Origin of the sequence: Bacillus sp. 166amftsu (assembly GCF_900107445.1) — a bacterium.
Lineage (GTDB): Bacteria > Bacillota > Bacilli > Bacillales > Bacillaceae_G > Bacillus_A > Bacillus_A arachidis.
In genome coordinates, this window is record NZ_FNQA01000010.1 from 1 (window position 1) to 23,705 (window position 23,705).

Below are 23,705 nucleotides of genomic sequence, written 5' to 3' on the forward strand. Positions count from 1 at the left end.
TGCCTCACTAACTTGTACTGGTTGTATTAAATTATTCATGTTGTTTAAAGTGTGATCATTGTCGCTGTCCTTTTTTCCTAACTTAACGAAAGTAGCTTCCTTGTGTACTTCAGTAGAAAATTTTTTTTCACTTGAATCTCTATAATTCTTATTTTGAGGTAAATCACTAGCATGATCTATCTCAATTGATTGTTTCGAAATATTACCTTCATCTTCTGAATTCGAGAGCTTCTCTTTTAGTGATTGATCAGAAACATTATTTGTAACTTTTACGTTGGAAAAATCGCTCTTACTGGATTTTTCAGAATTTTTATCCTCACGTACATCCGCTACATGATTATTAGACTTATTCGAATTTGTTTTCTTGTTTTGAAAACTAACGCATATGAATACTGCAACCAGCACAACAGTTAGCAAGAATATTAAGCGTTTTTGTTGTTTATTTTCTGTCATAAACTACTCCCAACGCTCAAATTTGAGCTTTCCTTTTTGTGCACAATATTTACCTTAATAAAATCGTCAAAAAAAGTCTAGCATTTTCAAAAAGAAAGGAAACATACGTGATTCCACTAAAAATAAAGTGAAACTTTAATCAGTCGAGGTTTTACTGTCCGCGAATAGCGAGATAAATATGTATATAAATGTGATTTCAGTTCTTTTCAAAAAAGAAAGTTTTCCACCAAGGTTTCTTTTTTGATTTTGCTATTTCTCTTTTTACATTTTGCATCTCTCTAAGTAACTGTGTTAATGTACGATCTCTTTCTTCTATTGCGATACGCTCTTTTTGTTCTAAATGCTCATTTAATTTTTGATGTAGTTTACTTATCTCTTTACTTTGCTCCCGAATCATTTTCATAAGATTTTGATGAACATTATTTTCTTTTTCTAAATGTTTATGTATTCCTAATAATACAGGGTCCTCATTACATGTACTCTCTTTGACTATCATCGCCGTGGAATTGCTACAAACTTTGTTCAAAATCCCTTTAATTTCTTCTTTATTCTTTCCTTGTTTATAGCATTGTCTAACCTCTTGTAGTGTAGAAATACATGTTTCATGAAATATATAAACGCCTTCTTCGTTACGCATATTTAAATATGACTGATAATCTTCTACATAGCGCTTTACCGTTTGAATAGGTATAGATGTATTTCGAGAAATTTCTCGAAGTGTAAACCATTTCCCCATGCCTTCTCACCTTTTCAATTAATTTATTACACTAAGATAAAAATAGATTATATCATTTATTCATAATGTTAGTAATAAACTAATGAAGGTGTTGTAAAACTATATATACAAGTAAAAAAAACGCAAACGTCAAGTAACTCCAAAATATACAATAAAGGTTGATTTTAGAGTTACTTGACGTTTACTTCACTTTATACGATCTTATTCTCAATTTCTTCTGACTTTACATACCACTCACAAAAGTTCATTCACCCATTAACTCAACTGTTTCCGTAATTTTTATACTATCCTTCACAGATTGAGCAATCGTACAATTCTTCACCGCAAGCTCTAACGCTTTCTCTAACTGTATCTGTGTAATCTCTTCTGCTTTTACTTTATAGTACAAATGAACACTTTCTACCGGTCTTGATAAAACTTCACTTCTTCCAATTTCAGTTTCAATTGTAAACGTATCATATGTAATACGCTTCTTTTCTAGAATTGTCCGAAATACAATTGCACTGCATCCTGCAATAGAAGAAACTAGTAATTCTAACGGTGTATATCCACTTTCTTTTCCAATAGACAATTGACCATGTGAAAGTTCTGCCTCAATATCATCATGCTTGATTGTTAGTTTCATACGTTGTGCCCATCTCCACTTTCGTAATTTGCTGTCGCTTCTTACTCATATAATAATACACGTAGCAGAAAATGATAAATGGAATACCACAATATAATGCCATGCGCTGTTCTGGAATAAACGCTAAACTAATCACAACGATACTATTTGTAATTAACGCTAAAATTGGGACAATTGGATATAGCGGTGTTCTATATTTTAAGTCCTCTAATTTCCCGCCACCCTTTACGTACTGGCTTCTAAAGCGAAGTTGTGACAATGCAATGATAATCCAACTTGCAACTGCAGATAAACCAGCAACAGATAATAAGTACATATATACTGTATCCTCTGCCAAAAAGCTCGTTAGTAAAGATAGTGCCGCTACCGCAATTGTAACTACTAATGCCATAATCGGAATACCGCGTTTATTTACCTTTTTGAAGGAAGTTGGTGCCATTCCCTCATTTGCAAGTGACCATAGTATACGCGTTGCTGCATATAATCCTGAATTTGCTACAGACAATAAAGCAGTGATAATAACAAAGTTCATAATATCTGCTGCATATGGAATGCCGATCTTATCAAATACAACAACGAATGGGCTTTCAATAACCCCTGCATCTTTCCATGAAATTAAACCTACTAAAATCGTCATCGTTAAAATAAAGAACAACATAATGCGCCATACTGTATTACGAATTGCACGTGGAATTGTTTTTTCTGGTTCTTGACTCTCCCCTGCTGCAATCCCAATTAACTCTGTACCTTGGAACGAGAAGTTAACTGTAATCATAGTAAGAAGTACCGCTGCAAGTCCATTTGGGAACAATCCGCCATCACTCACAAAGTTAGAAAAAAGAGGTGCTGCTTCTTTTCCGTCATATGGCAAGAAACCAAATAACGCACTACCACCAAGAACAATAAATGCAATAATTGTAATAACTTTAATACTTGAGAACCAAAATTCTAATTCCGCATAACTCTTTGCTGAAATAGCATTGGCCATATATAAAATAACTCCAAATACAAGACACCATACCCAAACATCTACATTTGGAAACCATCTTTTCATCATTAAACCGATCGATGTCAGCTCTAAGCCAACTGTAACTGCCCATCCAAGCCAGTAAAGCCATCCAATCATAAATCCTGTCCCCGGGCCGATAAACTTCGTCGCATATTTCTGGAAAGAACCAGAAACTGGCATCGCTACTGTTAGCTCACCGAGGCAAAGCATTGTTAAATACATAATAAATCCACCGACTAAATAAGAAAGAATTGCTCCTCCTGGTCCTGCTTGGTTAATAGTATAGCCTGATCCAAGAAAAAAACCTGTTCCGATTACCCCTCCAAGTGCAATCATAAATAAATGTCTACTCTTCATCGTGCGATGTAATTTCTCGTTCGTTGTTTGCTGCATCGTAATCCTCCCCTATAACTACCCTCTATCTCTTTTTAAAATTTTCTGATAACAAAAATATACACGAAAGCGGTTACAATTTCTATATAAAATTAAAACTTTTCTGATAAAATATATATTTTTTTATCTAAATTATAATTACACCCATAAAAAAAAACAAATATCTTCCAAATCATAGCTCCTATACTATGTAAAAAATAAAAAACTCTTACATCTCATTTCATGTAAGAGTTAACGACTTTCCAATTTTCTAGATACAATTGATAAACTGTAATTGACAACAAAATACATAAACGCAACAAGTATTAATGTAGGAATCATATAATTTACGTTCTGTCCATTTATAATTTGGGCGTTATGCATAAGTTCTGGTAATGAGATCACAACCGCTAGTGATGTATCTTTTAATAAAGAGATAAATTGACTAACGAGCGGTGGTACCATACGTCGCAAAGCTTGTGGCAAAATAATATGCCAAAGTGTTTGTACGTATGATAATCCAGAGGCACGTGCTGCTTCAATTTGTCCTTTTTCAATCGATAATAAACCGCTTCGTACAATTTCTGATATCATCGCTGCTTCAAATATTGTTAAAGCGACAATGGCTGCCGTTTTAATCTCTAATTTCAGTCCAGCTTCTGGAAGCGCAAAATACGTAAAGAAGATGATTAAAAGTAATGGTAAATTACGAATGATTTCAACGATAAATCCTAATAAATGTGATACGACTGGGATTCTTGTATATCGTAAAGTCCCTACTACACTACCAATAATAAAACTAAGCAAAATTGCTACAACAGCTATTTCTAACGTAACAAGTAGTCCTTTTAATAAAAATAAGACATGATCGCCTGTATAAGCACCTCGAAAATCCATTTACACCGCTCCTTTCGCTAAGCGTTTCTCAAAGTAACGCACAAGCATACTAAGCGGTACAGTCAATAGTAAATAAAACATACCAACAAATATATATACATCGAATGTAACAAATGTTCTTGTTGAAATTAAATCCCCTTGATACATCAAATCTGCTCCGGCAATAATGCCAAGGATAGATGAGTTCTTTACTAAATTGAGAAACTGATTACCTAATGGTGGAATTACTATTTTAATAGCTTGTGGTAAAACGACATAATACATCGCTTGCACGTACGTTAAGCCCGAAGAACGCGCTGCTTCCATCTGTCCTTTGGGAACTGACAAGATTCCAGCTCGAATTGCTTCTGCAATAAACGCTGCTGTATAGATTGTAAGTGCGGCCGTCCCAGCAATAAACCCATTTAATGTAACACCTATTACTGGAAAAGCAAAATAAAATACAAATGCAATTAAAACAAGTGGAATATTCCGAATGAATTCTACATAAGCTGCGCCAAACCAATTCAAAACTCGAATGGGTGCAATTCGCATCACTGCCATAATCGTACCGAGAATAAAACTCCCAATCAGTGCAACAATGCTAGACATCACTGTATATTTAAATCCTTCTAAATACAAATCAAGATTGTTTGTAAGAATAGAAAAATCAGGCAAATGCTCCCCCCTCTTTCTTTACAAGAAGAGGATGAGTATCTCTCATCCTCTTACTCTTTCTATACTTTACTTCTCTGGTTTTTCACCAATCCATTTTTCATATAATTTATCGTATTCACCGTTCGCTTTCATCTCTTTTAACAAATCATTAATTACCTTTGTTAAATCAGTTGCTCCTTTTTGAACAGCAATTCCATACGGTTCATCCGTGAAAATCTTTCCAACAACTTGATAATTTGCATCTTGTTTTGCCATGCCGTATAAAATAGCGTTATCCGTTGTAAGGACATCCCCTTTTCCTGCTTTTAATGCTGTAAATGCCTCACTATAATTTTCAAATTCTAGTACTTTCGCCTCTGGGGACTTTTTACGAATATTTTGCGTAGAAGTTGATCCTTTTACCGCCAATACTGTCACACCACTTTTCACATCATCAATACTCTTAATCTTGCTTCCTTTTTTTACAAGTAATGACTGCCCTGCTTTAAAATATACATCTGAAAAATCAACTTCTTTTTTACGCTCTTCTGTAATTGTCATCGTTGCGATAATCGCATCAATATCACCGTTTTTCAACATTGGAATACGCGTTTTAGAAGTTACCTCTTTTAATTCTAATTTACTCTCGTCTCCGAGAATTTTTTTCGCAAGCGCTTTTGCTACATCAACATCAAATCCTTCTACCTTCCCTGTTGCAGGATCTTTTAATCCAAATAAGTTTGTATCATTCTTAACCCCAACTACTAATTTCCCACGCTTTTTAATTTGATCTACCACTTTTCCGCCTGAAGTTTCCTTAGAAACTTCTTTGGACGTTTCTTTCTTACTCCCGCAACCTGCTATGATAAGAGCAAATAAGCATGAAAATACAATTAAAACGAACAGTTTCTTCATTTTAAACATAAAACCCCTCCTCTAATGATTTAACACTCGGCTTAAAAACAATCGTGCTCTTTCTTGCTTTGGATTTGCAAAGAAGTCTACTGGCTTTGTATCTTCAATGATTTGCCCTTCATCCATGAATATAATGCGGTCTGCTACTTCACGTGCAAATCCCATTTCATGAGTGACGACAACCATCGTCATCCCTTCCTTTGCTAGGGTTTTCATTACATCAAGCACTTCTCCAATCATTTCTGGATCAAGTGCAGAAGTTGGCTCATCGAATAACATGATTTCTGGTTTCATCGCTAATCCCCTTGCAATCGCTACCCGTTGCTGTTGTCCACCAGATAATTGCTGCGGATACACATTCGCTTTCTCTGGAATTCCCACTTTTTCTAAATAATACATTGCTGTTTTTTCCGCTTCTTCTTTTGAAGTCTTATTCACTTTTATTGGTGCAAGTGTAATATTTTGGAGCACTGTTTTGTGTGGATATAAATAAAAATGTTGAAACACCATTCCAATATTCCGGCGTAACTCATTCATATCTGTTTTCGGATTATGTACTTCAACATCTTGTACTACTAAGTCTCCTTCTGTAATTGTTTCCAATTGGTTAATGCAGCGAAGTAATGTACTTTTTCCGGATCCCGATGGTCCTACGATTACAACTACTTCTCCTTTTTGGACTTGTAAATTAATATTTTTCAAAACTTGAAAGTTACCATAAAACTTGTTTACATTACGAAAAGCAATCAATCTTTTTCCCCCTTTCTGACCCAATTATTAATAAAGTGAAACTTACCTGATTCAAATTTTATTCGGCCATGCAAATAGAAATTCCCATTATTTGAACAATAACGGACAGATACACTCCACTTTATTGTTTTGCAAATACTCTATTATGACACTTCTTCTTTCTTATCTTTTCCGTATTCGTGTTCCCAGAAATCAGCATTTTTGATTCCTAGCTCCTTTGGGTCAAATACAGGATCTTTTCCTTCTTTTTTCTGTTTTTCATAGTCTTTCAGTGCTAGCAGTGCCGGTTTTTGTAAAAGTATGATTGCAATGATATTGACCCATGCCATAATCCCTACACCGATATCTCCAAGCGCCCAAGCTGTTGCTGCTGTTTTGACACAGCCGTAGAATACAACACCTAAGAAAACAATTTTTAAAACAAGTGACATCCATGGACGATCCTTATCACGATTTAAATAGGCAATATTCGTTTCTGCAATGTAGTAATACGCCATAATCGTTGTAAAAGCAAAGAATAATAGAGAAATTGCAACAAAACCATTTCCAAATCCAGGAAACACAGATTCTACTGCAGCTTGTGTATATCCAGGACCTGGTTCTACACCATTCAGTTTATTCACAATGAAATTTTTTCCGCTTGCATCAAATACGTTATACATGCCTGTAATAATCATCATAAATGCTGTTGCTGAACAAACGAATAATGTATCAATGTAAACGGAAAAAGCTTGCACAAGGCCTTGCTTTGCTGGATGAGATACTTCAGCAGCTGCAGCCGCATGTGCCCCAGTTCCTTGACCAGCTTCATTCGAATAAATACCACGTTTTACTCCCCAAGAAATCGCTAAACCAATAATTCCTCCAAACGCAGCATCTAAGGCAAATGCACTTTTTAAAATCAACATGAATGCTTCTGGCAACTTTTCGATATTCATAGCTACAATTACACAAGCAACAAGAATATATCCAGCTGCCATAAACGGTACAACAACTTGAGCTACATTAACAATTCGCTTAACTCCACCAAAAATAATAAGTGCTAATACAACAACTAATACTGCTCCTGAAACAGATGTATTAATACCAAAAGCTGTTTCTAAACTCAAAGCAATACTATTTGCTTGAACACCTGGAAGTAGCATCCCTGTTGCAAGAATTGTAGCAGCGACAAACACAAGTGCATACCACTTAACCCCTAAGCCTTTTTCAATGTAATAAGCTGGACCACCACGAAATTGCCCTTGATGCTTCGTTTTATATATTTGAGCAAGTGTTGATTCCACATAAGCAGAGCCTGCCCCTAAAAACGCCACAGCCCACATCCAAAAGACAGCCCCTGGACCACCAAAAGCAATCGCTGTTGCTACACCAGCAATATTCCCCGTTCCAACGCGCCCTGATAGAGAAAGTGCTAACGCTTGGAAAGAAGAGACACCCGCTTCCGATTTTTCCCCTTGAAATGTCAGTCTTACCATTTCACCTGCATGCCTAACTTGTAAAAATCTCGTTCGTATTGAAAAATATAAACCTACTCCTAAACATAAATAAACAAGTGCGGGACTCCATACAATATTATTTAGCCAAGTAACAAAGGACTCCAATCCATTCCCCCTCCTTTTCTTTTATAAAGAATATTCAGAATATATAAAAATTATAAATGTATCTATAGTCTATGACAATATTATTTTGATAAAACAAACATATTTTTGTATAAAAAAACAAAGTATATATTCGATATATATACTTTGTTACATTACATGTGTATTATATATTCACAATGGCTTCCTGCTTTATAATCCTTACATAAAGTGCTTCTGCTAGTTCTTGGAAATATACTGGCATTTCTTTTCCTTTGAATTTTTTCTGAATCGTACCATATAAACCAATATCACGAAGACGTAAAAATAGTGGTAGTGATTCATACCAACTTTCTTCTAATTGATGTTCCAATTCATATCCTTTTCTTAATACTTGTAATTGTTTACGTACAAACAATGTTTTCTCTTGTTCAGTCCATGCATTTGAAAGAACAGAATAATAAATAACCATCGCTAAATCATGAATAAAATAATTATACGTTGCATCATCAAAATCAAAAATTGTCAATTCTTTCCCATCATAATGGAAATTCCCTTGATGAATATCGCCGTGCATAAGTCCAAAAGTTCCCTTTTCTATCGGAAGCATCTTTATTTTATCAATTAATGCATATGCAATCTTTTTTACTTGTCTATCTTCTAGCTCATTAATAATCGCTTTCTCCTCTACTTCCCAGGTATCACGATATTCCGTTTTTGGATAATCAATTGTAAGACGATGCAGTTGACCAATCGCTTTTCCCCATGCTTCAAAAAAATCATCGCCCCAATACACTGATGTTTCTCCTTTTACTCTCTCTCCTTTGGCATATGTAAAAAGAGAAGTATAAAAGATAGTTCCATCTGCTGCTTGTATCCCTTCTACAAGTTTTTTAGATATTGAACAATGTGGCGCAGCAACCTTAGCTCCGTTCTCTGCAAGATACCGTAAAAAGTCTAACTCTGCTTCCACCTGTTTTTTAAATCGATGAGAAGAGTGCGTTAATCTTAATACGTAAGATTCCCCGCTTTCATGCTTTGCATGAAAAATATAGTTTTCAAAATCACCAAGTGGTGTTTCTTCCACTGTAACGTTAAATCGTCTTGCAGCTTCATCCAAAATTTCAGTTGTAAAAACTCTCTCTACAGCTATTTCCATATGTATTCCCCCTTTATGTATCCTTATATTTAATTCGATAGGAATATGAAAAAATACTGCTATGATGATTAAAAAACTCAAACTCTATCTGACAACAAAAAACAGATTGATTTATCAAATCAATCTGTACAATATTTGAAAGAAATTATCCAAAAAATGTTTAAATTATAGCTAAGGATATAACGCTATCACCTTATCCTTGTATAAGTACGAGAATCTTTATATTTACCTATCCTCACCTTCTGTCTGCATTGAGTTGAATGTCCAGTTCAATTTCAATGCATCTCCTTGGAACATATTTTGATCTTCACCGTTATCTACAAATGTGAACATGACATAGAATGTGTCATCATCACCAGGAGCAAGTCCATCTCCTTCTCGATCTACAACACCTTTTTGCACAAGGTCAAGTACATTTCCATTTTGCGTAGCTTTCTTCAACTCAGACAATGTAGTAGACCATACAGGCACTGTATTTTTGTCCAAGTTCCATAAGAAATCGACGCGGATGTGATCACCAAAATGACCCTTTCTTTAGAAAAACTGAGTGTGCGGGAATGTCCTCTTTCATGGTATCTAATGTCTAGTTCATATTCTTGTTTTACAGATTTTATTTTACTTGCTATTGCTTGCTTGAGCCCTAATTGTTGTGTTGGATATGGCTTTAAAGCATAAATAGAATAGCGAATTTTGCTTAAACTCCCTCTTAATTTCCTTATACTTTTCTCCACTACTTGCTGCATATCAGTTGGTTTATCACGGTATTTTTTCTGAGCTGATTCTAGTTGAAATATCCCCCCGGCCAATGCTTGTGCTATACCATCATGAATTTCGCGTGCAATTCGATTTCTTTCTTCTAAAATCATCCTTTTTTCTTGTTCGGAAATAAGTATTCTCGTTTTAACTATGTTAGCTAATTGATTAGAAAAAGTTTCTAATAGCTGCACGTCTTCTGGAAAAAAGCCAGAACTTCTACTTTTTCCCGTAACAAACATTCCGATTAACTCATCATTTACAATAAGAGGAAAATAAACAAGAGAGCGTATAACGTCCTCAAACACTCCATCTCCCGGTGCTGTACCAATTTTCCAATTATTAAAAACGATATTTTTAGTTATCCCCTCGAACTTTTCTTAATCATTAGAATAATCAGTTATTTTTCCTTCAACTTGCCATCTTTCAACTGAATACTCCATCTATCTTCGTCTTTTGTCCATAATACATATGCTTGTATCCCTAGAAATCCTTTAAGTGATTTTTTTATATGTTGCAGATTTCCATCAGATAATCCACGGCTTATTTCGGTCGTAATAAGAAAGAATTCATACAATCTTTCTTTTTCCATCCGTACTCGTGCAGAAAATGAACTAATAATAGAAATTGCCACAAGCGGAAAGAAGAAGAAAAAAAATACAATTTCATTCATTTCTAAACGATATTGCGTACCTAATATATGCATAAGAGCAGCATAGAATAAACAAAAACTTTCACAAAGAAATACTGATATGTTTTTTTGATTCCATCGACGCAACGAATATGGCTGAGGAAGGAGTACTATTAATAAATCATAAAAAAGGTTGTTGAAAAAACAAAAGAATATGCTAAACAACAGTAAAAATATTAATTTTTCATATAAAACTGCTATATTCATCCCACTCGTCAACAAAAGCATACATTTGCTAGAAAACCATTCTGCTAGTATAAGGCTAAGAGCATGCTGAGTACTATTAAAAATTATCCTTTCTACCGGCGAACGGCGGAGTAAGTGGATAATTAATGTAACAAACACAAGAGAGAGCACAGTTATATGTGTGCCAAACAACAAAAGCATAGAATAAATGATTGGAAAGCTAAGTGAGCTTACTCCCCTCCAGAATCGTACAGGAAAATACTCAGTAATCCCCATAAATAGTATTAACAATACTATTATCGTTGGATGAGAAGGGATTTTAATTTCAAGTAAAGATATAGTTATAGTAATCAAACCAAGAAAAGAAAAGAAAAGAAATAAAATAAAGATAAAAACTAGCAACTTTTTCTCTCATAGAAATAGAATCTACATCTTTCAAAACAGTCCCTTCTTTCTTTGTAAAAATATATTTTCTCTATTATCCAACAAAAAACCGGCACTGGCAAAATGGAAAAACCTCCACTAGCCAATCACCGGCTGTGTACGAAACCTAAAAAGGCAAGACACAATACTAGTATAAATCGCTTTTCATAAATTTCCTATTAATCAAATGATGTAATTGTACATATCATTGGACGTAATCTCTATAGTACAAAAGGTATATATGAATGGTGTAATTTACTCCTGAAGTAGCGGTGTTTTAAATTAATAAGAGGTTTGATGCTATTAGCATCAAACCTCTTATTCCAATTATTTAGTAAATCGATACACAATAGATTCATATGGTCTAAGTACAAGGTTTCTAATATCTTCACCTGAATCCTCATAATTTGATATTAATATTTCTTGCTTTATTTCGTTTCCTATAACTTTGTCTGGTACAGAATATACAATTGTTTCTTCATAAAAATTATTGACAACGAGTAGCATTTCATCTTCTAGCTCACGTGTATATACCCATACATTTGGGTGGTTTGCATCTATAATTGCATATTTACCATTTGTAATAACATTATATTTCTTTCTAAGTTCAATTAGCTTTTTATAGTGATAGAAAATAGATTGTTTATCTTCAAGTGCCTTTTCCACATTAATTTCTTTATAATTCTCTGCAACAGAAATCCACGGTGTATTTGTTGTAAAGCCAGCATTTTCTTCTGTATTCCACTGCATAGGCGTACGCGAATTATCACGAGATTTTTGCTGCAAAATGCCAATGATTTCTTCATCTGACATTCCTTTTTCCTGCTTCATTTCATAAATATTTAAAGATTCCACATCACGATATAAATCTATATTATCAAACCCTGGATTTGTCATCCCAATTTCTTCACCTTGATAAATATAAGGTGTTCCTTGTAACATATGCAGCGCAGTAGCTAACATTTTTGCTGATTCGTTTCTATATTTTTTATCATTACCAAAACGCGATACGATGCGCGGTTGATCATGATTACACCAAAATAATGCGTTCCATCCTCCACCATCTTGCATCTCAGTTTGCCACTTCGACATAATTTCTTTTAATTGACCGAAATTAAAATCTGCTCTTGTCCATTTCTCTCCATTTGGATAATCTACCTTTAAATGATGAAAACTAAATGTCATACTTAATTCCCTACGCCCTGGATCCGAATACTTGATACAATTCTCAATTGTTGTAGAGGACATCTCTCCAACTGTAATCACATCTTTTCCTTCAAACACTTCGTAATTCATCTCTTGTAAATATTTATGAACACGCGGTCCATCTGTATAATATTTACGTCCGTCGCTTGTAGCCGCCGTTCCTTCGTCATCTAAAAATCGTTGATCTTTCGAAATTAAGTTAATTACATCAAGACGGAATCCTTTAACCCCTTTTTCAAGCCAAAAGCGCATCATCTCGTATACTTCTTTTCGTAGTTGTTCATTTTCCCAATTTAAATCAGCCTGTGTTTTATCAAATAGATGCAAATAATATTGCTTTGTTTTCTCATCATACTCCCAAGCGGAGCCGCCAAACTTAGACTGCCAATTATTCTTTTCATCGCGCCATATATAAAAATCACGGTACGGGCTATTTTTATTTTCACTCGCTTCTTTGAACCATTTATGCTCCGTTGAACTATGATTTACAACGATATCAAGCATAATATCAATCTCATGTTTTCTCGCTTCTGCTAGTAATTCTTCAAATTCCTCCATCGTTCCATAAGATGGATCTATTGAATAATAGTCGCTCACATCATAGCCATTATCATTTTGCGGTGAACGGTAAATTGGTGTTAACCAAATATAATCAATACCTAGTTCTTTTAAATAACCTAATTTCTCTGTTACACCTTTTATATCGCCTGTTTCTGTATTGTAATAGCTATTAAAGCTTTTGGGATAAATTTGATAGACAACGCTTTTATACCAATCTTTCATGCTCCCCTGCCTCCTACTTCTGTTTTACTCGTTTTGCAAATAACCATGTTAAAACAAATGGAATCACTATCGCAATTACCATACCAACCACAAACATTGGAATCGATTTCGGAATGATAGAAATAAATGCTGGTAATCCGCCAATTCCAATTGCTGGTGCTAATACCCCATTTAACGTGATAAATACTGCTGCAACTGCCGATCCTGTAATAGCTGCATAAAACGGAAATTTATTTCTTAAATTCACCCCAAACATCGCTGGCTCTGTAATACCGAAGTATGCTGAAATCGCCGATGTTGACGCCATACTTTTATCATTTTGATTTTTAGAAATCCAAAACATTGCAAGCGCTGCACTACCTTGTGCGAGGTTAGAAAGTGCAATCATTGGCCAAATAAATGTACCACCATTTTGCGCGATTAACTGTAAATCAATTGCAATAAACATATGATGCATACCCGTAATAACTAACGGTGCATACAATGCGCCAAATAATACTGCGCCAAGTACAGGAACTGTTTCATATACGCCAACTAAGCCAGCTGTTAATAAATCACCGATATGACGTGTAACTGGGCCAATAACTCCTAACGCTAATACACCAGTTACAACAATTGTTGTAATCGGAACAACTAATAATTGAATCGCATTTGGTACACGTTTCTTAAGAAAAATCTCAACTTTACTTAAAACAAATGCCGCTACTAATATCGGTAAAATTTGTCCTTGGTAACCTACTTTTTCAATTTGGAATAATCCTAAAATATTGAAGTACTCTATTTTTTGTCCATCTAGGCCTGCTGCTGCTTTTCCATAATTCCATGCATTTAATAAATCAGGATGTACAAGCATTAACCCCATAACAATACCCAGTATCGGGCTGCCGCCAAACCGTTTCGTCGCTGACCAACCAACAAGTGCTGGTAAAAATACGAATGCCGTATTCGCCATCATATTAATTAAATCCCATAGTCCACCTAAGTTTGGATATACCTCCAATAAGTTCTTTCCATCAAAAAATAAATCCTTAGCGCCTAATAAATTATTAACACCCATCAATAAACCAGCTGTAACAATTGCTGGTAAAATCGGCATAAATACATCAGAAAATATTTTGACAAACTTTTGCATTGGATTTAATTTTTGATTCCCCGAATCCTTTACATCCGCTACTGTCGATTCCTCCATACCTGCAAGCGTTATCAATTCTGCGTATACTCGATCTACATCTCCTGGGCCAATAACAATTTGAAATACACCAGCGTTATGAAATACACCTTTCACTAATGAAACCGCTTGTAATTTATCGTTATCTATTTTACTTTCATCCTTCAGTGCAATACGTAATCTCGTTACACAATGCGCTGCTTGGTCAATATTTTCTTTCCCACCGATATATTGCAACACTTGTTCTGCTATCTTACGATAATCCTTCCCCATACTCCGTCCCTCTTTTCTTTTTTTGATACCGTTTACAAATACATATTAACTCGTATATATAAGTTAGTCAACACTCGTATATACGAGTTAATATGTATTTTTTTATTTGTTCTCAAAATATACAAAAAAAGATGAAACACTGTACGGTTTCATCTTTTTATTTTCTCCGCGCCACATCAGAAAAATGAAAAATATCAAGTCGGTGACGTGATTCTGTATATTCAAATTGACTACCATCATAAAGATGCGTAAAATTTTTCACAACAACAACATAGTCAGTTCCATTTAAATCTAAATACTTTCTATCGTCATCTGTACAAGGTTGCACTTCAATAACACGCTGTGAATAACTAATATGTAATCCTAATTCTTTCTCAATATATTTATAAATCGATTTCTCAGCTATTTCCTTTGTTAACTCTGGAATATGTTCAGATACAAAATAATTCACATCTAAGATTACCTTTTCTCCGTCAATATTTCGAACACGTTTAATATGATCTATCTTCGTTCTCGTTTTTACATTCAATAATTTTGCTAGCTCTTTCGTCGCTAAGATTTTCTCCATCTCTACTACATTTGTTATACATTGGCGCCCTAATCGTTCATTTTCCTCCTGAAAACTCACAATACCTCCAAAGTTAAATTCAATGTTTTTTCGTTTTAAAACAAAAACACCTTTACCATGTATTTTCTGTACGTATCCACGTTCCTGCAATAAATCAACAGCTTTTCTTACCGTCCCACGGCTCGCTTCATACTGCTTCATCAATTCTGTTTCAGATGGGATTTTGCACCCCTCTGTTAACTTGCGATTATCAATTGAATCACTTATCTCCGTATAAATCTGTTCATACTTACTCATCATTTTGAATAACCCCTCGTCACCTTCTATTTCTACTTGTATTATAGCATGACAGAAATTCATGCCAATCTCTTACTTATTTTCCAGCACAAGAAATATCTATATAAATATTTAGTCACCAATGCGCATTTTTATAATTTTTTTCAGATTTCTCTTTTCATTCCAAAAAACATGTAGTATACTAACTTCAAAATCAGAGGAGAAAGGGAGCAAAGAACTATGCTTATGAATACAACTGTAGTTACATTTGCACAAAAACATCATCATCATACTTAACCCTTGAAACCTAGCGGAAAAATTACGCGTAGGTACAAGGGTTATTCCCGTTGTACCTACGTTAGGCAAAAAGAGCCATGTAGGTATTTTTTATCTACATGGCTCTTTTTTATTTTCAAAAAACGTTAGTAAAAAGATGATGAATAAGCAAAACTACTACAAAGGAGATAGCCAAACATGGAAACGAAAAAATGGGGTTTATGGATTTTAACAGCATTTGTTGTTGGAAATATGGTTGGAGGCGGCGTATTTATGCTTCCATCGAATTTAGCGCAAGTATCAGGACCAATGGGATCAACACTTGCATGGACAATTACAGGACTTGGTGTATTTATGATTGCTCTTGTATTTGGTAACCTTGCAGTTCGTAAACCGGAATTAAAAGCTGGTCCACAAAGTTATGCACAAGCAATGTTCACCTCGCAAAAGGCCGGTAAGGTTGCTGGATATAGTATGGCATGGGGATACTGGGCTGCTAACTGGGCTGCAACTGCTTCTGTTATTATTTCATTTGCAGGATACCTATCTACATTCTTCCCAGTTTTACAAAGTAAGCAAGTTCTTTTTTCGCTAAACGGATTTTCATTAGAACTCGGAAAAGGATTAACATTTGCTGTATGTAGCATTATGCTATGGGGCATTCAATATATTCTTTCTCAAAATATTGATCGTGCAGGTAACATGAACCTACTTGCAACAATCGCAAAAATTATCGGATTTACAATGTTCATTGTCATCACACTATTTATTTTTAATGCTTCTAATTTTGGCGATGGGCAAACATTTATGAACGAGGCTGGAAAGGCAATTCCATTAGGTGGTCAAGTAAATGCTGCTGCCATTGCAACACTTTGGGCATTTATAGGGATTGAATCAGCAGTTATGCTATCCAACCGTGCAAAGTCTCAGCGTGATGTGAAAAAGGCAACAATTTTCGGGTTAATCATTGCCCTTCTTATTTACATGTCAATTACTTTACTAACAATGGGTGCCCTTCCGCAAGATGCTTTAAAAGATTCTCAAAAACCGTTAGTAGATGCTTTAAACCTAGCAATCGGTAATAAAGGTGCTTACATCATGGCATTGCTTGCACTTGTATCATTATTCGGATCTACCGTTGGCTGGATTGTTGTAAGTTCAGAAGTTCCTTATCAAGCAGCAAAGAACGGACTTTTCCCAAAATTCTTTGGAAAAACAAACAAAAAAGGCAGTCCGTCAAAATCATTGCTTGTTACAAATATTATGACGCAAATTTTCCTGTTCTCAACAATATCTGGCACGGTTTCAGAAGCTTATAATTTTGCCATTGTTGTTGCAACTTTAGCTTATTTAATTCCATACCTTGTTTCCACTCTATACCAATTAAAACTTGTTGTTACAGGAGAAACATACGATATAACACCAGGCTCTCGAATAAAAGATGGAATCATTACCGTACTTGCACTCGGATACTCTATTTGGGTAATTAAAACAGGAACAGCTGATCTGAAAACATTTTTCTTAGGCATTGGATTATTTATATTAGGACTCATTCTTTACCCAATTCTTATGAAAAATTCAGCATCATCCATGGCAAAGCAACAAAATACGAAAATTAGCTAATCCAAAAAGCTGTTAACTACAATTTATCTAAAAAATAAGTTGTTAGTTAACAGCTTTTTTTAATCAGTCGCATCTAAAGTTCCGCTTACTTACGAATTAGATTAGCTATACGCACGATTGCCTTAACTACTAAAAAACAGATTACAATAGTCTGTTTTTTATCACTTATTTATTAATAACCCCCATATGGATATTGTGTTGGATACGGTATTGGATATGTTGTTGGGTATGGTGTAGGGACCGGCATTGGATATGGTGCTGGATACGGCGCCGGATAATAGCCTCCGCCGCTCGTTAATGCTCCAGCTGTTAGTCCGCCTAGCATCCCGCCCGCAAAACTTCCAACTGGGGCAAATGTGCCTCCTCCCCATCCCCAACTACTACCGCCGCCATGGTGATGATAGCCTCCGTGATTATGGCCTCCGTGGTGATTATGGTGATGATAACCTCCATGATTGTGACCTCCGTGGTGATTATGGTGATGTCCACTATGGTTCCGCATCTCATTCATTTTATCTTCATCTCCCTTTGTTCTAATTATTCACTACCATAAACCTGACAAATATAGAAATTATAAGTAGTCCTCACTCTCCTCCTTCCATCAATATGGGCTATATGAATAGTATGGATAGCCATATCAACCAAATGGACGACTGATTCTATGCATATCATTCAAACTCCTTTTCATATAAAAACGTAATAATATACGCTATGTGGGACAAATGTGGAAGGCATGAGCAAAATATCTATGTTGGTACAAAAAAATAAAACGTTTATAATAGAAATGTTAGAAGACAGCTTCCATATAAGAAGCATATATTTAAGAAAGAATAGGTGAAATTTATACAGATGAAAAAACCCATCGTTCAGTTATTGTTTGTATTTACCATTATATCGATTGTGCTTTTCCTTTTAGATACATCCAATATTTCACTATATACTTTTATTGGTGCTTTATGGTCTATTACAATTATCGGAATTTCTTTCGTAATTTTCATTGAAAATCGTTCCCCACAAAGCACATTAGCATGGTTTTTAGTATTGGCTCTTCTCCCTATTATCGGTGTACTTCTATACTCTATTTTTGGCCGCAGTCGCTGGAGAAGAAAAAAACATCTCCACCGTTCAGAAGAGCAGCGAAAATTGTTCCGTGAAATATTAGAAGGCAGACGTGAAGATATATTAGCCATATCTTCCCTAAGTGAACACTCAACACATTTAACAAAAGTGGTGCAAAAATTTGGAGGCGGCCCTGTTGCCGATGCAACAACCACAAAACTTTTAACTAACGGTGAACAAACATTTCCAGAAATTTTACAAGCGATTGAACAGGCGAAGCACCATATACATATTCAATACTACATTTATCGAGCTGATGAAATTGGTACACAAATTCGAGACGCTTTAATAAAAAAAGCAAATTCCGGTGTAATTGTACGCTTCCTTTATGATGGACTCGGAAGCAATACGTTGCGAAAACGCTTCTTACAGCCTATGAAAGATGCTGGAATTGAAATTGTGGAATTCGATCCTATATTCTCAGCGTGGCTACTTGAAACAGTCAATTATCGTAACCATCGTAAAATCATCATTATCGACGGAGAAATTGGTTTTACCGGCGGACTCAACGTTGGTGATGAGTATCTTGGTCGTTCTAAAAAATTCCCAATTTGGCGTGACAGTCACTTACGAATAGATGGGAAAGCATTGTACAAATTACAAGCAATATTTCTTGAGGATTGGCTCTATGCCTCTAGTGGTTTAAATACATATTCTTGGGATCAATTTATGAATACAAAATACTTTCCTGGCAAAGAAATTTCTGATGCAGAAGGTGCTGTTCAAATTGTAGCAAGTGGACCAAGTTCAGATGATACAAGCATTCGCAATACGTTACTTGCTGTTATAGCTTCTGCTAAGAAATCAATTTGGATTGCGACACCCTACTTCATTCCTGATCAAGAAACATTAACATTACTTCGTTTAAGTGCACTGGCTGGAATAGATGTCCGCATTCTATATCCGGGTAAAAGTGATAGTATCATTAGTGATCAAGCATCTCAATCATACTTTACACCACTCCTAAAAGCAGGAGCTTCAATTTACAGCTATAAAGATGGTTTTATGCACGCTAAAATTGTACTCGTTGATGATACAATTGCAACAATTGGCACGGCAAATATGGATGTCCGCAGCTTTGAACTAAATTATGAAATCATTAGCGTACTTTATGAATCCAAAACAGTTCTTGATATTAAACATGATTTTGAAGAAGATTTTAACCATTCCACTGAAATTAGATGGAAGTCATTCAAAAAAAGAAGTATTAAAAAACGAATACTAGAATCTCTAATGCGTCTAATTTCCCCTTTACTATAAATATGAAAAAAGTAATCAAAGTAAATTTGGTTACTTTTTTCTTTTATAATGTCGTACTCTTCTCCCCTCTCCTTTTCTTTGCATACCATATTAAAACAAGTTATCATAAGATGTATTGTTTACTTTATGAAAATAATGTTAGGTGGGAAATACATGTTAGAACAATTTCATATACATGCTGATTTAAAACAGCAATTAGCAACAATTCACGAAAAAAATAAACAAGTAGTTGGTGAAAATGCACATTTAATCGGAACAAAAATGTACAAAGCATCGGATAACAGCATTATTGAAGATGCAATTACAGCCCTTCTGCTTGGCAAAAATATTTTATTAAAAGGACCAACTGGAAGTGGAAAAACCGTTCTTGCAGAAACGCTATCTTCCTTATTCCAAAAACCAATGCACAGTATTAACTGTTCTGTCGATTTAGATGTCGAGGGTATTTTAGGATATAATACTTTAAAAACAAAAGACGGAGCATCTGAAGTTTCCTTCGTTGATGGTCCTCTTATGAAAGCGATGAAAAATGGACACTTCCTATATATCGATGAAATTAATATGGCAAAACCGGAAACACTTCCTCTTCTTCATGGTGCATTAGATTACCGTAAAATGATCACAAACCCATTTACACAACAAGTTGTATATGGTGATGAAGAATACCGTGTAATCGCTGCAATCAACGAAGGTTACGTTGGAACAAGCGAATTAAATGAAGCATTAAAAAATCGATTTGTTATCATTGAAGTTCCTTATATTCAAGGTAATACATTAAAACAACTATTATTATCTGAATCAAAATTGAAAGACATTGCAACAATTGAAAAGTTTGTTGCATTCGCAAGTGACCTCATGCCACTTGCCCGTGACGGACGCGTAAGTGAAGAAGCAGCAAGTATTCGTGGTATTATTGACGCATGTGACTTAGGTGTATATATTCCTGTTATACGTGCAATTGAGCGAAGCATTATTGCAAAATTAAATGATGAAACAGAACAAATGACTGTCCGTGAATTAGCAGAAAGCTATTTCTTTGAGGGATAATTCATGAGACAAATTTTTAGTGACAAAAAAATTGATGCGTCGCTGTTTCTTCAAATGGAAAATTTAATGTATGCTCTTCTAAAAGAAGATGATGCTTACTTAGAGTATGGCTATAAGGCATATTACGACGAAATCGAAAAGAAAGTTGTCATCAGTCACTTTTGGGATGATCGTAAAGAAGAGGATATGGTAATCGGCTTAAAAAGCGAAGTGTTTTTAAAGGCACTTGGTAATAAACATTACTCAGACATGAAGCTCATTCGTTCTTATGCAATTGAATTGCAAGATTCTCCTCTTAAAAAATTTTTAACACAATTATTTGTTCTGTTAGAAGATTTACGCGTAGAGGAAATTGTCAAAAACTTACGTCCTGGTACAAAACACATTTTTAAAAGACGTAAAGAGATGTACCGTAATTACTTCGGTTCACAAAATGAAATCAACCGTGTTCGTAACTATCATGGAGACCGTCTATTTTGTCTATGCTATCTTTCTTTAACAAGCGATAAATACGAAATGTTTCACAACGAATATTTTGAGCAAATTGAAGCTATTTTACATGAAACATTTCAAGCTCGTAATACAGAAGATACAATGTATATCATTGAAAAAATTCGCTATCGCTTAGAAGGTTTTCTTGAAAATGATATGATTAACAACTACTTTGGACACGCACCGCTATATTTATCTGTTATTGCCGAAGAAAAAGATGGGCGCGTCGAAGATTTAGCAAATGATGATACTCAAATCGTAGATGATGAGAATAAAAATAAAATTAATGAAAGCTTCTCGACATGGCATCGTGAAAATAAAAATAACGAAAACGAGAACTTTTTACGCTTTGAATTAGAAAGCGGAACAAAAACAAATATGATGGGTGATACTGCTCGTGAATCAGAAGATGGCGATCAAGCACTTGGTTCTGTACAGGGGACTTCTCAAAAAAGTACGCAATCAAACTTCGATCAGGCAGATGCGCAAGATGCGAAAGCTTCACACGCTTCTAGTCAAAATGAAGGCATATATGGTAAATATAACGTCGGTGCCTCTCATACATTTAAAGAAGCACGCAAGCCAAATCCTGATGATAAAAAAGATTATCAAGCGATCAAATCAGTCATTAATAAAGATGTAAAAGAGTTAAAGAAAATCATTGAGAAGACGATTGAAAATAAAACCAACGCAAATAGTGATAAATATTACGGAAGACTTCGTAAAAAATTCCTTCGTATTTATACAGAAAAGCAACCGCGGATGTTTTATAAAAAAGGGCAGGAATCACAGGAGCTTGATGTTGCCTTTCAGCTATTAGTAGACTGCTCGGGCTCTATGTATAACAAAATGGAAGAAACGAAAAAAAGTGTTGTTCTGTTCCATGAAGCGTTAAAGTCATTGAAAATTCCACATGCAATTAGCGGATTTTGGGAAGATGCTTCTAGTGCGACACCAGAAGATAAACCAAACGTGATTCATGAAGTAGTAACATACAAGAATTCAACCCTTCCAAACGTTGGACCTGAGATTATGCAACTTCGCGAAGAAGAAGATAATCGTGACGGTTACATTATCCGTATCGTTTCAGAAAAACTTGCAAAAAGACCAGAGAAACATAAGTTCCTACTCGTATTTACAGACGGTGAACCATCTGCTTTAGACTACCAACAAGATGGTATTTTAGACACACATGAAGCTGTTAAACTCGCTCGTAAAAGCGGTATGGAAGTTATCGGTATCTTTATCGAAGAAGGCGAAGCGAAAGAAGCGACATATCAGTTAATGAAAAATATTTACAATCATCATTTCCTAGTTGCCAATCATGCTGAAGATTTACGATTGAAGATTAAGCCGTTATTGAAGAAATTATTACTGAAGACGATTGAATAGCAAACAGGGTCCTATATGGGCCCTGTTTTTTAGTCGTTATTTGTTGAGCAGTCGATGTTCTCCTTTCGAATTGCCGATAAAATTCCATTTACTATTTTGTTTCTTTTTGAAATTTATATGGAATAGATGTTTTTAATAACGATTCAATTCCCCCATCATAATATGGAAACCGCTCGTTTGCCGCTTTCATATCAACCCATTCTATTGCCGAAATTTCATCCACATCCTGTACATCAATATCCCCATCTATCACATTGGCGTGAAAAGTAATCAACAATGCATGGTTGCCTACGTCAGTAAAAAACTTTTCGTTTATTGCTGCAATCCCCTGTATCTCTACAGTTAAACCGGTTTCTTCCTTTGCCTCTCTTACAGCTGCAGCTTCTAATGTTTCTTCTTTTTCCACTGCGCCTCCTGGCAATGACCAAACATCTTGTTCTACATTATGTACCATTAATACTTGATCTCGTGCCTTATTATAAATAAGTGCATATACAACATCGACTCTTTTCATATGTGTTTCCCCCTATTGTACTTTTTACATATCTAATCCTGATTCAATTTCCGATAAAGTGAAACTTTAATCAGTGGTGTTTTCTTCATCCCCTACTAATTATCAGCCTGTTCCCCACGTATCTTCCTTATTCCTCTTTCTGAATAATGAAAAATTCATAGAAATCTTTTTGGGTATATTAAGGAAGAAGTCTACTATCAAATATATTTGAAAGGATGTTTCATTTGTCCCCAAAAAAGGATGAACAATATACGGATGTTACAGTTGCTGAAGCAAGACATGAATTTGTCATTCCCGAAGAGTTTCCTGATGGGCCTTACGGTTCCTCCACTAACAGAAAGTTAGGAAAATCGTCTCCTTGGGAGGATGATCAAAAAACACATAAGGCATTTAGTTACGAATATGAAAAACCTTATGAAGAAACAAAGCAGCAATATCCTGAGGCTAGCACCGAACCAAGAAGTGTAGATACGAATAAGGTAAAATCTATATAACGAGAAAACTTATTTCTTCCTCAGACTAA

20 protein-coding genes and 2 pseudogenes are annotated in these 23,705 nt (G+C 35.1%); 5 read left to right on the forward strand and 17 right to left on the reverse strand.

Annotation, left to right across the window (positions count from 1 at the left end; all coding sequences use genetic code 11):
• The 15 genes and pseudogenes from BLV40_RS19115 to treR all read right to left on the reverse strand — a co-directional run.
• Positions 1–453: hypothetical protein (locus BLV40_RS19115; RefSeq protein WP_139265571.1), on the reverse strand; the 453-nt coding region annotated here is incomplete at its 3' end.
• Positions 454–649: 196 nt separating this feature from the next.
• Positions 650–1,189: a DUF3967 domain-containing protein gene (locus tag BLV40_RS19120; RefSeq protein WP_026593892.1), complete on the reverse strand. Its 540-nt coding sequence runs from the start codon at positions 1,187–1,189 to the stop codon at positions 650–652.
• Between the two features lie 244 nt (positions 1,190–1,433).
• A complete protein-coding gene (locus BLV40_RS19125) occupies positions 1,434–1,814 on the reverse strand; it encodes an OsmC family protein (RefSeq protein WP_090692849.1) in 381 nt (126 codons plus the stop codon).
• Positions 1,792–3,216 (reverse strand): amino acid permease, encoded by a 1,425-nt coding sequence (locus BLV40_RS19130; RefSeq protein WP_090692852.1) that lies wholly within the window; start codon positions 3,214–3,216, stop codon positions 1,792–1,794. Before BLV40_RS19130 ends, BLV40_RS19125 begins: the two co-directional genes overlap by 23 nt.
• Before the next feature lie 231 nt (positions 3,217–3,447).
• Positions 3,448–4,092: an amino acid ABC transporter permease gene (locus BLV40_RS19135; protein ID WP_026593895.1), complete on the reverse strand. Its 645-nt coding sequence runs from the start codon at positions 4,090–4,092 to the stop codon at positions 3,448–3,450.
• Positions 4,093–4,749, reverse strand: coding sequence for an amino acid ABC transporter permease (locus BLV40_RS19140; RefSeq protein ID WP_090692855.1), 657 nt, complete (start codon positions 4,747–4,749; stop codon positions 4,093–4,095).
• Positions 4,750–4,815: 66 nt separating this feature from the next.
• Complete coding sequence (locus tag BLV40_RS19145; protein WP_026593897.1) at positions 4,816–5,652, reverse strand: glutamate ABC transporter substrate-binding protein; 837 nt, start codon at positions 5,650–5,652, stop codon at positions 4,816–4,818.
• Positions 5,653–5,664: 12 nt separating this feature from the next.
• The gene (locus BLV40_RS19150) at positions 5,665–6,393 is read right to left on the reverse strand and encodes an amino acid ABC transporter ATP-binding protein (protein WP_026593898.1); all 729 of its coding nucleotides are present in this window, start codon (positions 6,391–6,393) and stop codon (positions 5,665–5,667) included.
• 143 nt (positions 6,394–6,536) lie between these two features.
• Positions 6,537–7,997, reverse strand: a complete 1,461-nt coding sequence (locus tag BLV40_RS19155) for an alanine/glycine:cation symporter family protein (RefSeq protein WP_026593899.1) — start codon at positions 7,995–7,997, stop codon at positions 6,537–6,539.
• 163 nt (positions 7,998–8,160) lie between these two features.
• Complete coding sequence (locus BLV40_RS19160; RefSeq protein WP_090692860.1) at positions 8,161–9,132, reverse strand: phosphotransferase enzyme family protein; 972 nt, start codon at positions 9,130–9,132, stop codon at positions 8,161–8,163.
• Between the two features lie 225 nt (positions 9,133–9,357).
• Positions 9,358–9,654: pseudogene (locus tag BLV40_RS19165) on the reverse strand (TasA family protein); the annotation flags it as partial.
• Positions 9,654–11,201 (reverse strand): annotated as a pseudogene (locus tag BLV40_RS29415) (histidine kinase); the annotation flags it as partial. The pseudogenes BLV40_RS19165 and BLV40_RS29415, both read right to left, overlap by 1 nt.
• 311 nt (positions 11,202–11,512) lie before the next feature.
• Positions 11,513–13,174, reverse strand: a complete 1,662-nt coding sequence (gene treC, locus BLV40_RS19175) for an alpha,alpha-phosphotrehalase (RefSeq protein ID WP_090692867.1) — start codon at positions 13,172–13,174, stop codon at positions 11,513–11,515.
• A gap of 13 nt (positions 13,175–13,187) precedes the next feature.
• On the reverse strand, positions 13,188–14,615 hold the full coding sequence (treP, locus tag BLV40_RS19180) for a PTS system trehalose-specific EIIBC component (RefSeq protein ID WP_090692871.1): 1,428 nt from the start codon (positions 14,613–14,615) through the stop codon (positions 13,188–13,190).
• A 157-nt stretch (positions 14,616–14,772) separates the two neighbouring features.
• Positions 14,773–15,483, reverse strand: coding sequence for a trehalose operon repressor (gene treR, locus BLV40_RS19185; RefSeq protein ID WP_026593904.1), 711 nt, complete (start codon positions 15,481–15,483; stop codon positions 14,773–14,775).
• Between the two features lie 450 nt (positions 15,484–15,933).
• Between treR and BLV40_RS19190 the strand changes: the two genes are divergently transcribed.
• A complete protein-coding gene (locus BLV40_RS19190) occupies positions 15,934–17,358 on the forward strand; it encodes an amino acid permease (RefSeq protein ID WP_090692873.1) in 1,425 nt (474 codons plus the stop codon).
• 172 nt (positions 17,359–17,530) lie between these two features.
• On the opposite strand, the gene BLV40_RS19195 is transcribed toward BLV40_RS19190, so the two are convergent.
• The gene (locus BLV40_RS19195; protein WP_026593906.1) at positions 17,531–17,869 is read right to left on the reverse strand and encodes a hypothetical protein; all 339 of its coding nucleotides are present in this window, start codon (positions 17,867–17,869) and stop codon (positions 17,531–17,533) included.
• 338 nt (positions 17,870–18,207) lie between these two features.
• Between BLV40_RS19195 and BLV40_RS19200 the strand changes: the two genes are divergently transcribed.
• From BLV40_RS19200 to BLV40_RS19210, 3 genes are all read left to right on the forward strand, one after another.
• Positions 18,208–19,737, forward strand: a complete 1,530-nt coding sequence (locus tag BLV40_RS19200) for a cardiolipin synthase (RefSeq protein WP_090692878.1) — start codon at positions 18,208–18,210, stop codon at positions 19,735–19,737.
• A 153-nt stretch (positions 19,738–19,890) separates the two neighbouring features.
• On the forward strand, positions 19,891–20,784 hold the full coding sequence (locus BLV40_RS19205; RefSeq protein WP_026593908.1) for an ATP-binding protein: 894 nt from the start codon (positions 19,891–19,893) through the stop codon (positions 20,782–20,784).
• Positions 20,785–20,787: 3 nt separating this feature from the next.
• Complete coding sequence (locus BLV40_RS19210) at positions 20,788–22,668, forward strand: vWA domain-containing protein (RefSeq protein WP_090692882.1); 1,881 nt, start codon at positions 20,788–20,790, stop codon at positions 22,666–22,668.
• A gap of 91 nt (positions 22,669–22,759) precedes the next feature.
• On the opposite strand, the gene BLV40_RS19215 is transcribed toward BLV40_RS19210, so the two are convergent.
• Positions 22,760–23,182, reverse strand: a complete 423-nt coding sequence (locus tag BLV40_RS19215; protein WP_090692885.1) for an NUDIX hydrolase — start codon at positions 23,180–23,182, stop codon at positions 22,760–22,762.
• Between the two features lie 215 nt (positions 23,183–23,397).
• Between BLV40_RS19215 and BLV40_RS19220 the strand changes: the two genes are divergently transcribed.
• The gene (locus BLV40_RS19220; RefSeq protein WP_035415677.1) at positions 23,398–23,676 is read left to right on the forward strand and encodes a hypothetical protein; all 279 of its coding nucleotides are present in this window, start codon (positions 23,398–23,400) and stop codon (positions 23,674–23,676) included.
• Positions 23,677–23,705: the final 29 nt, after the last annotated feature.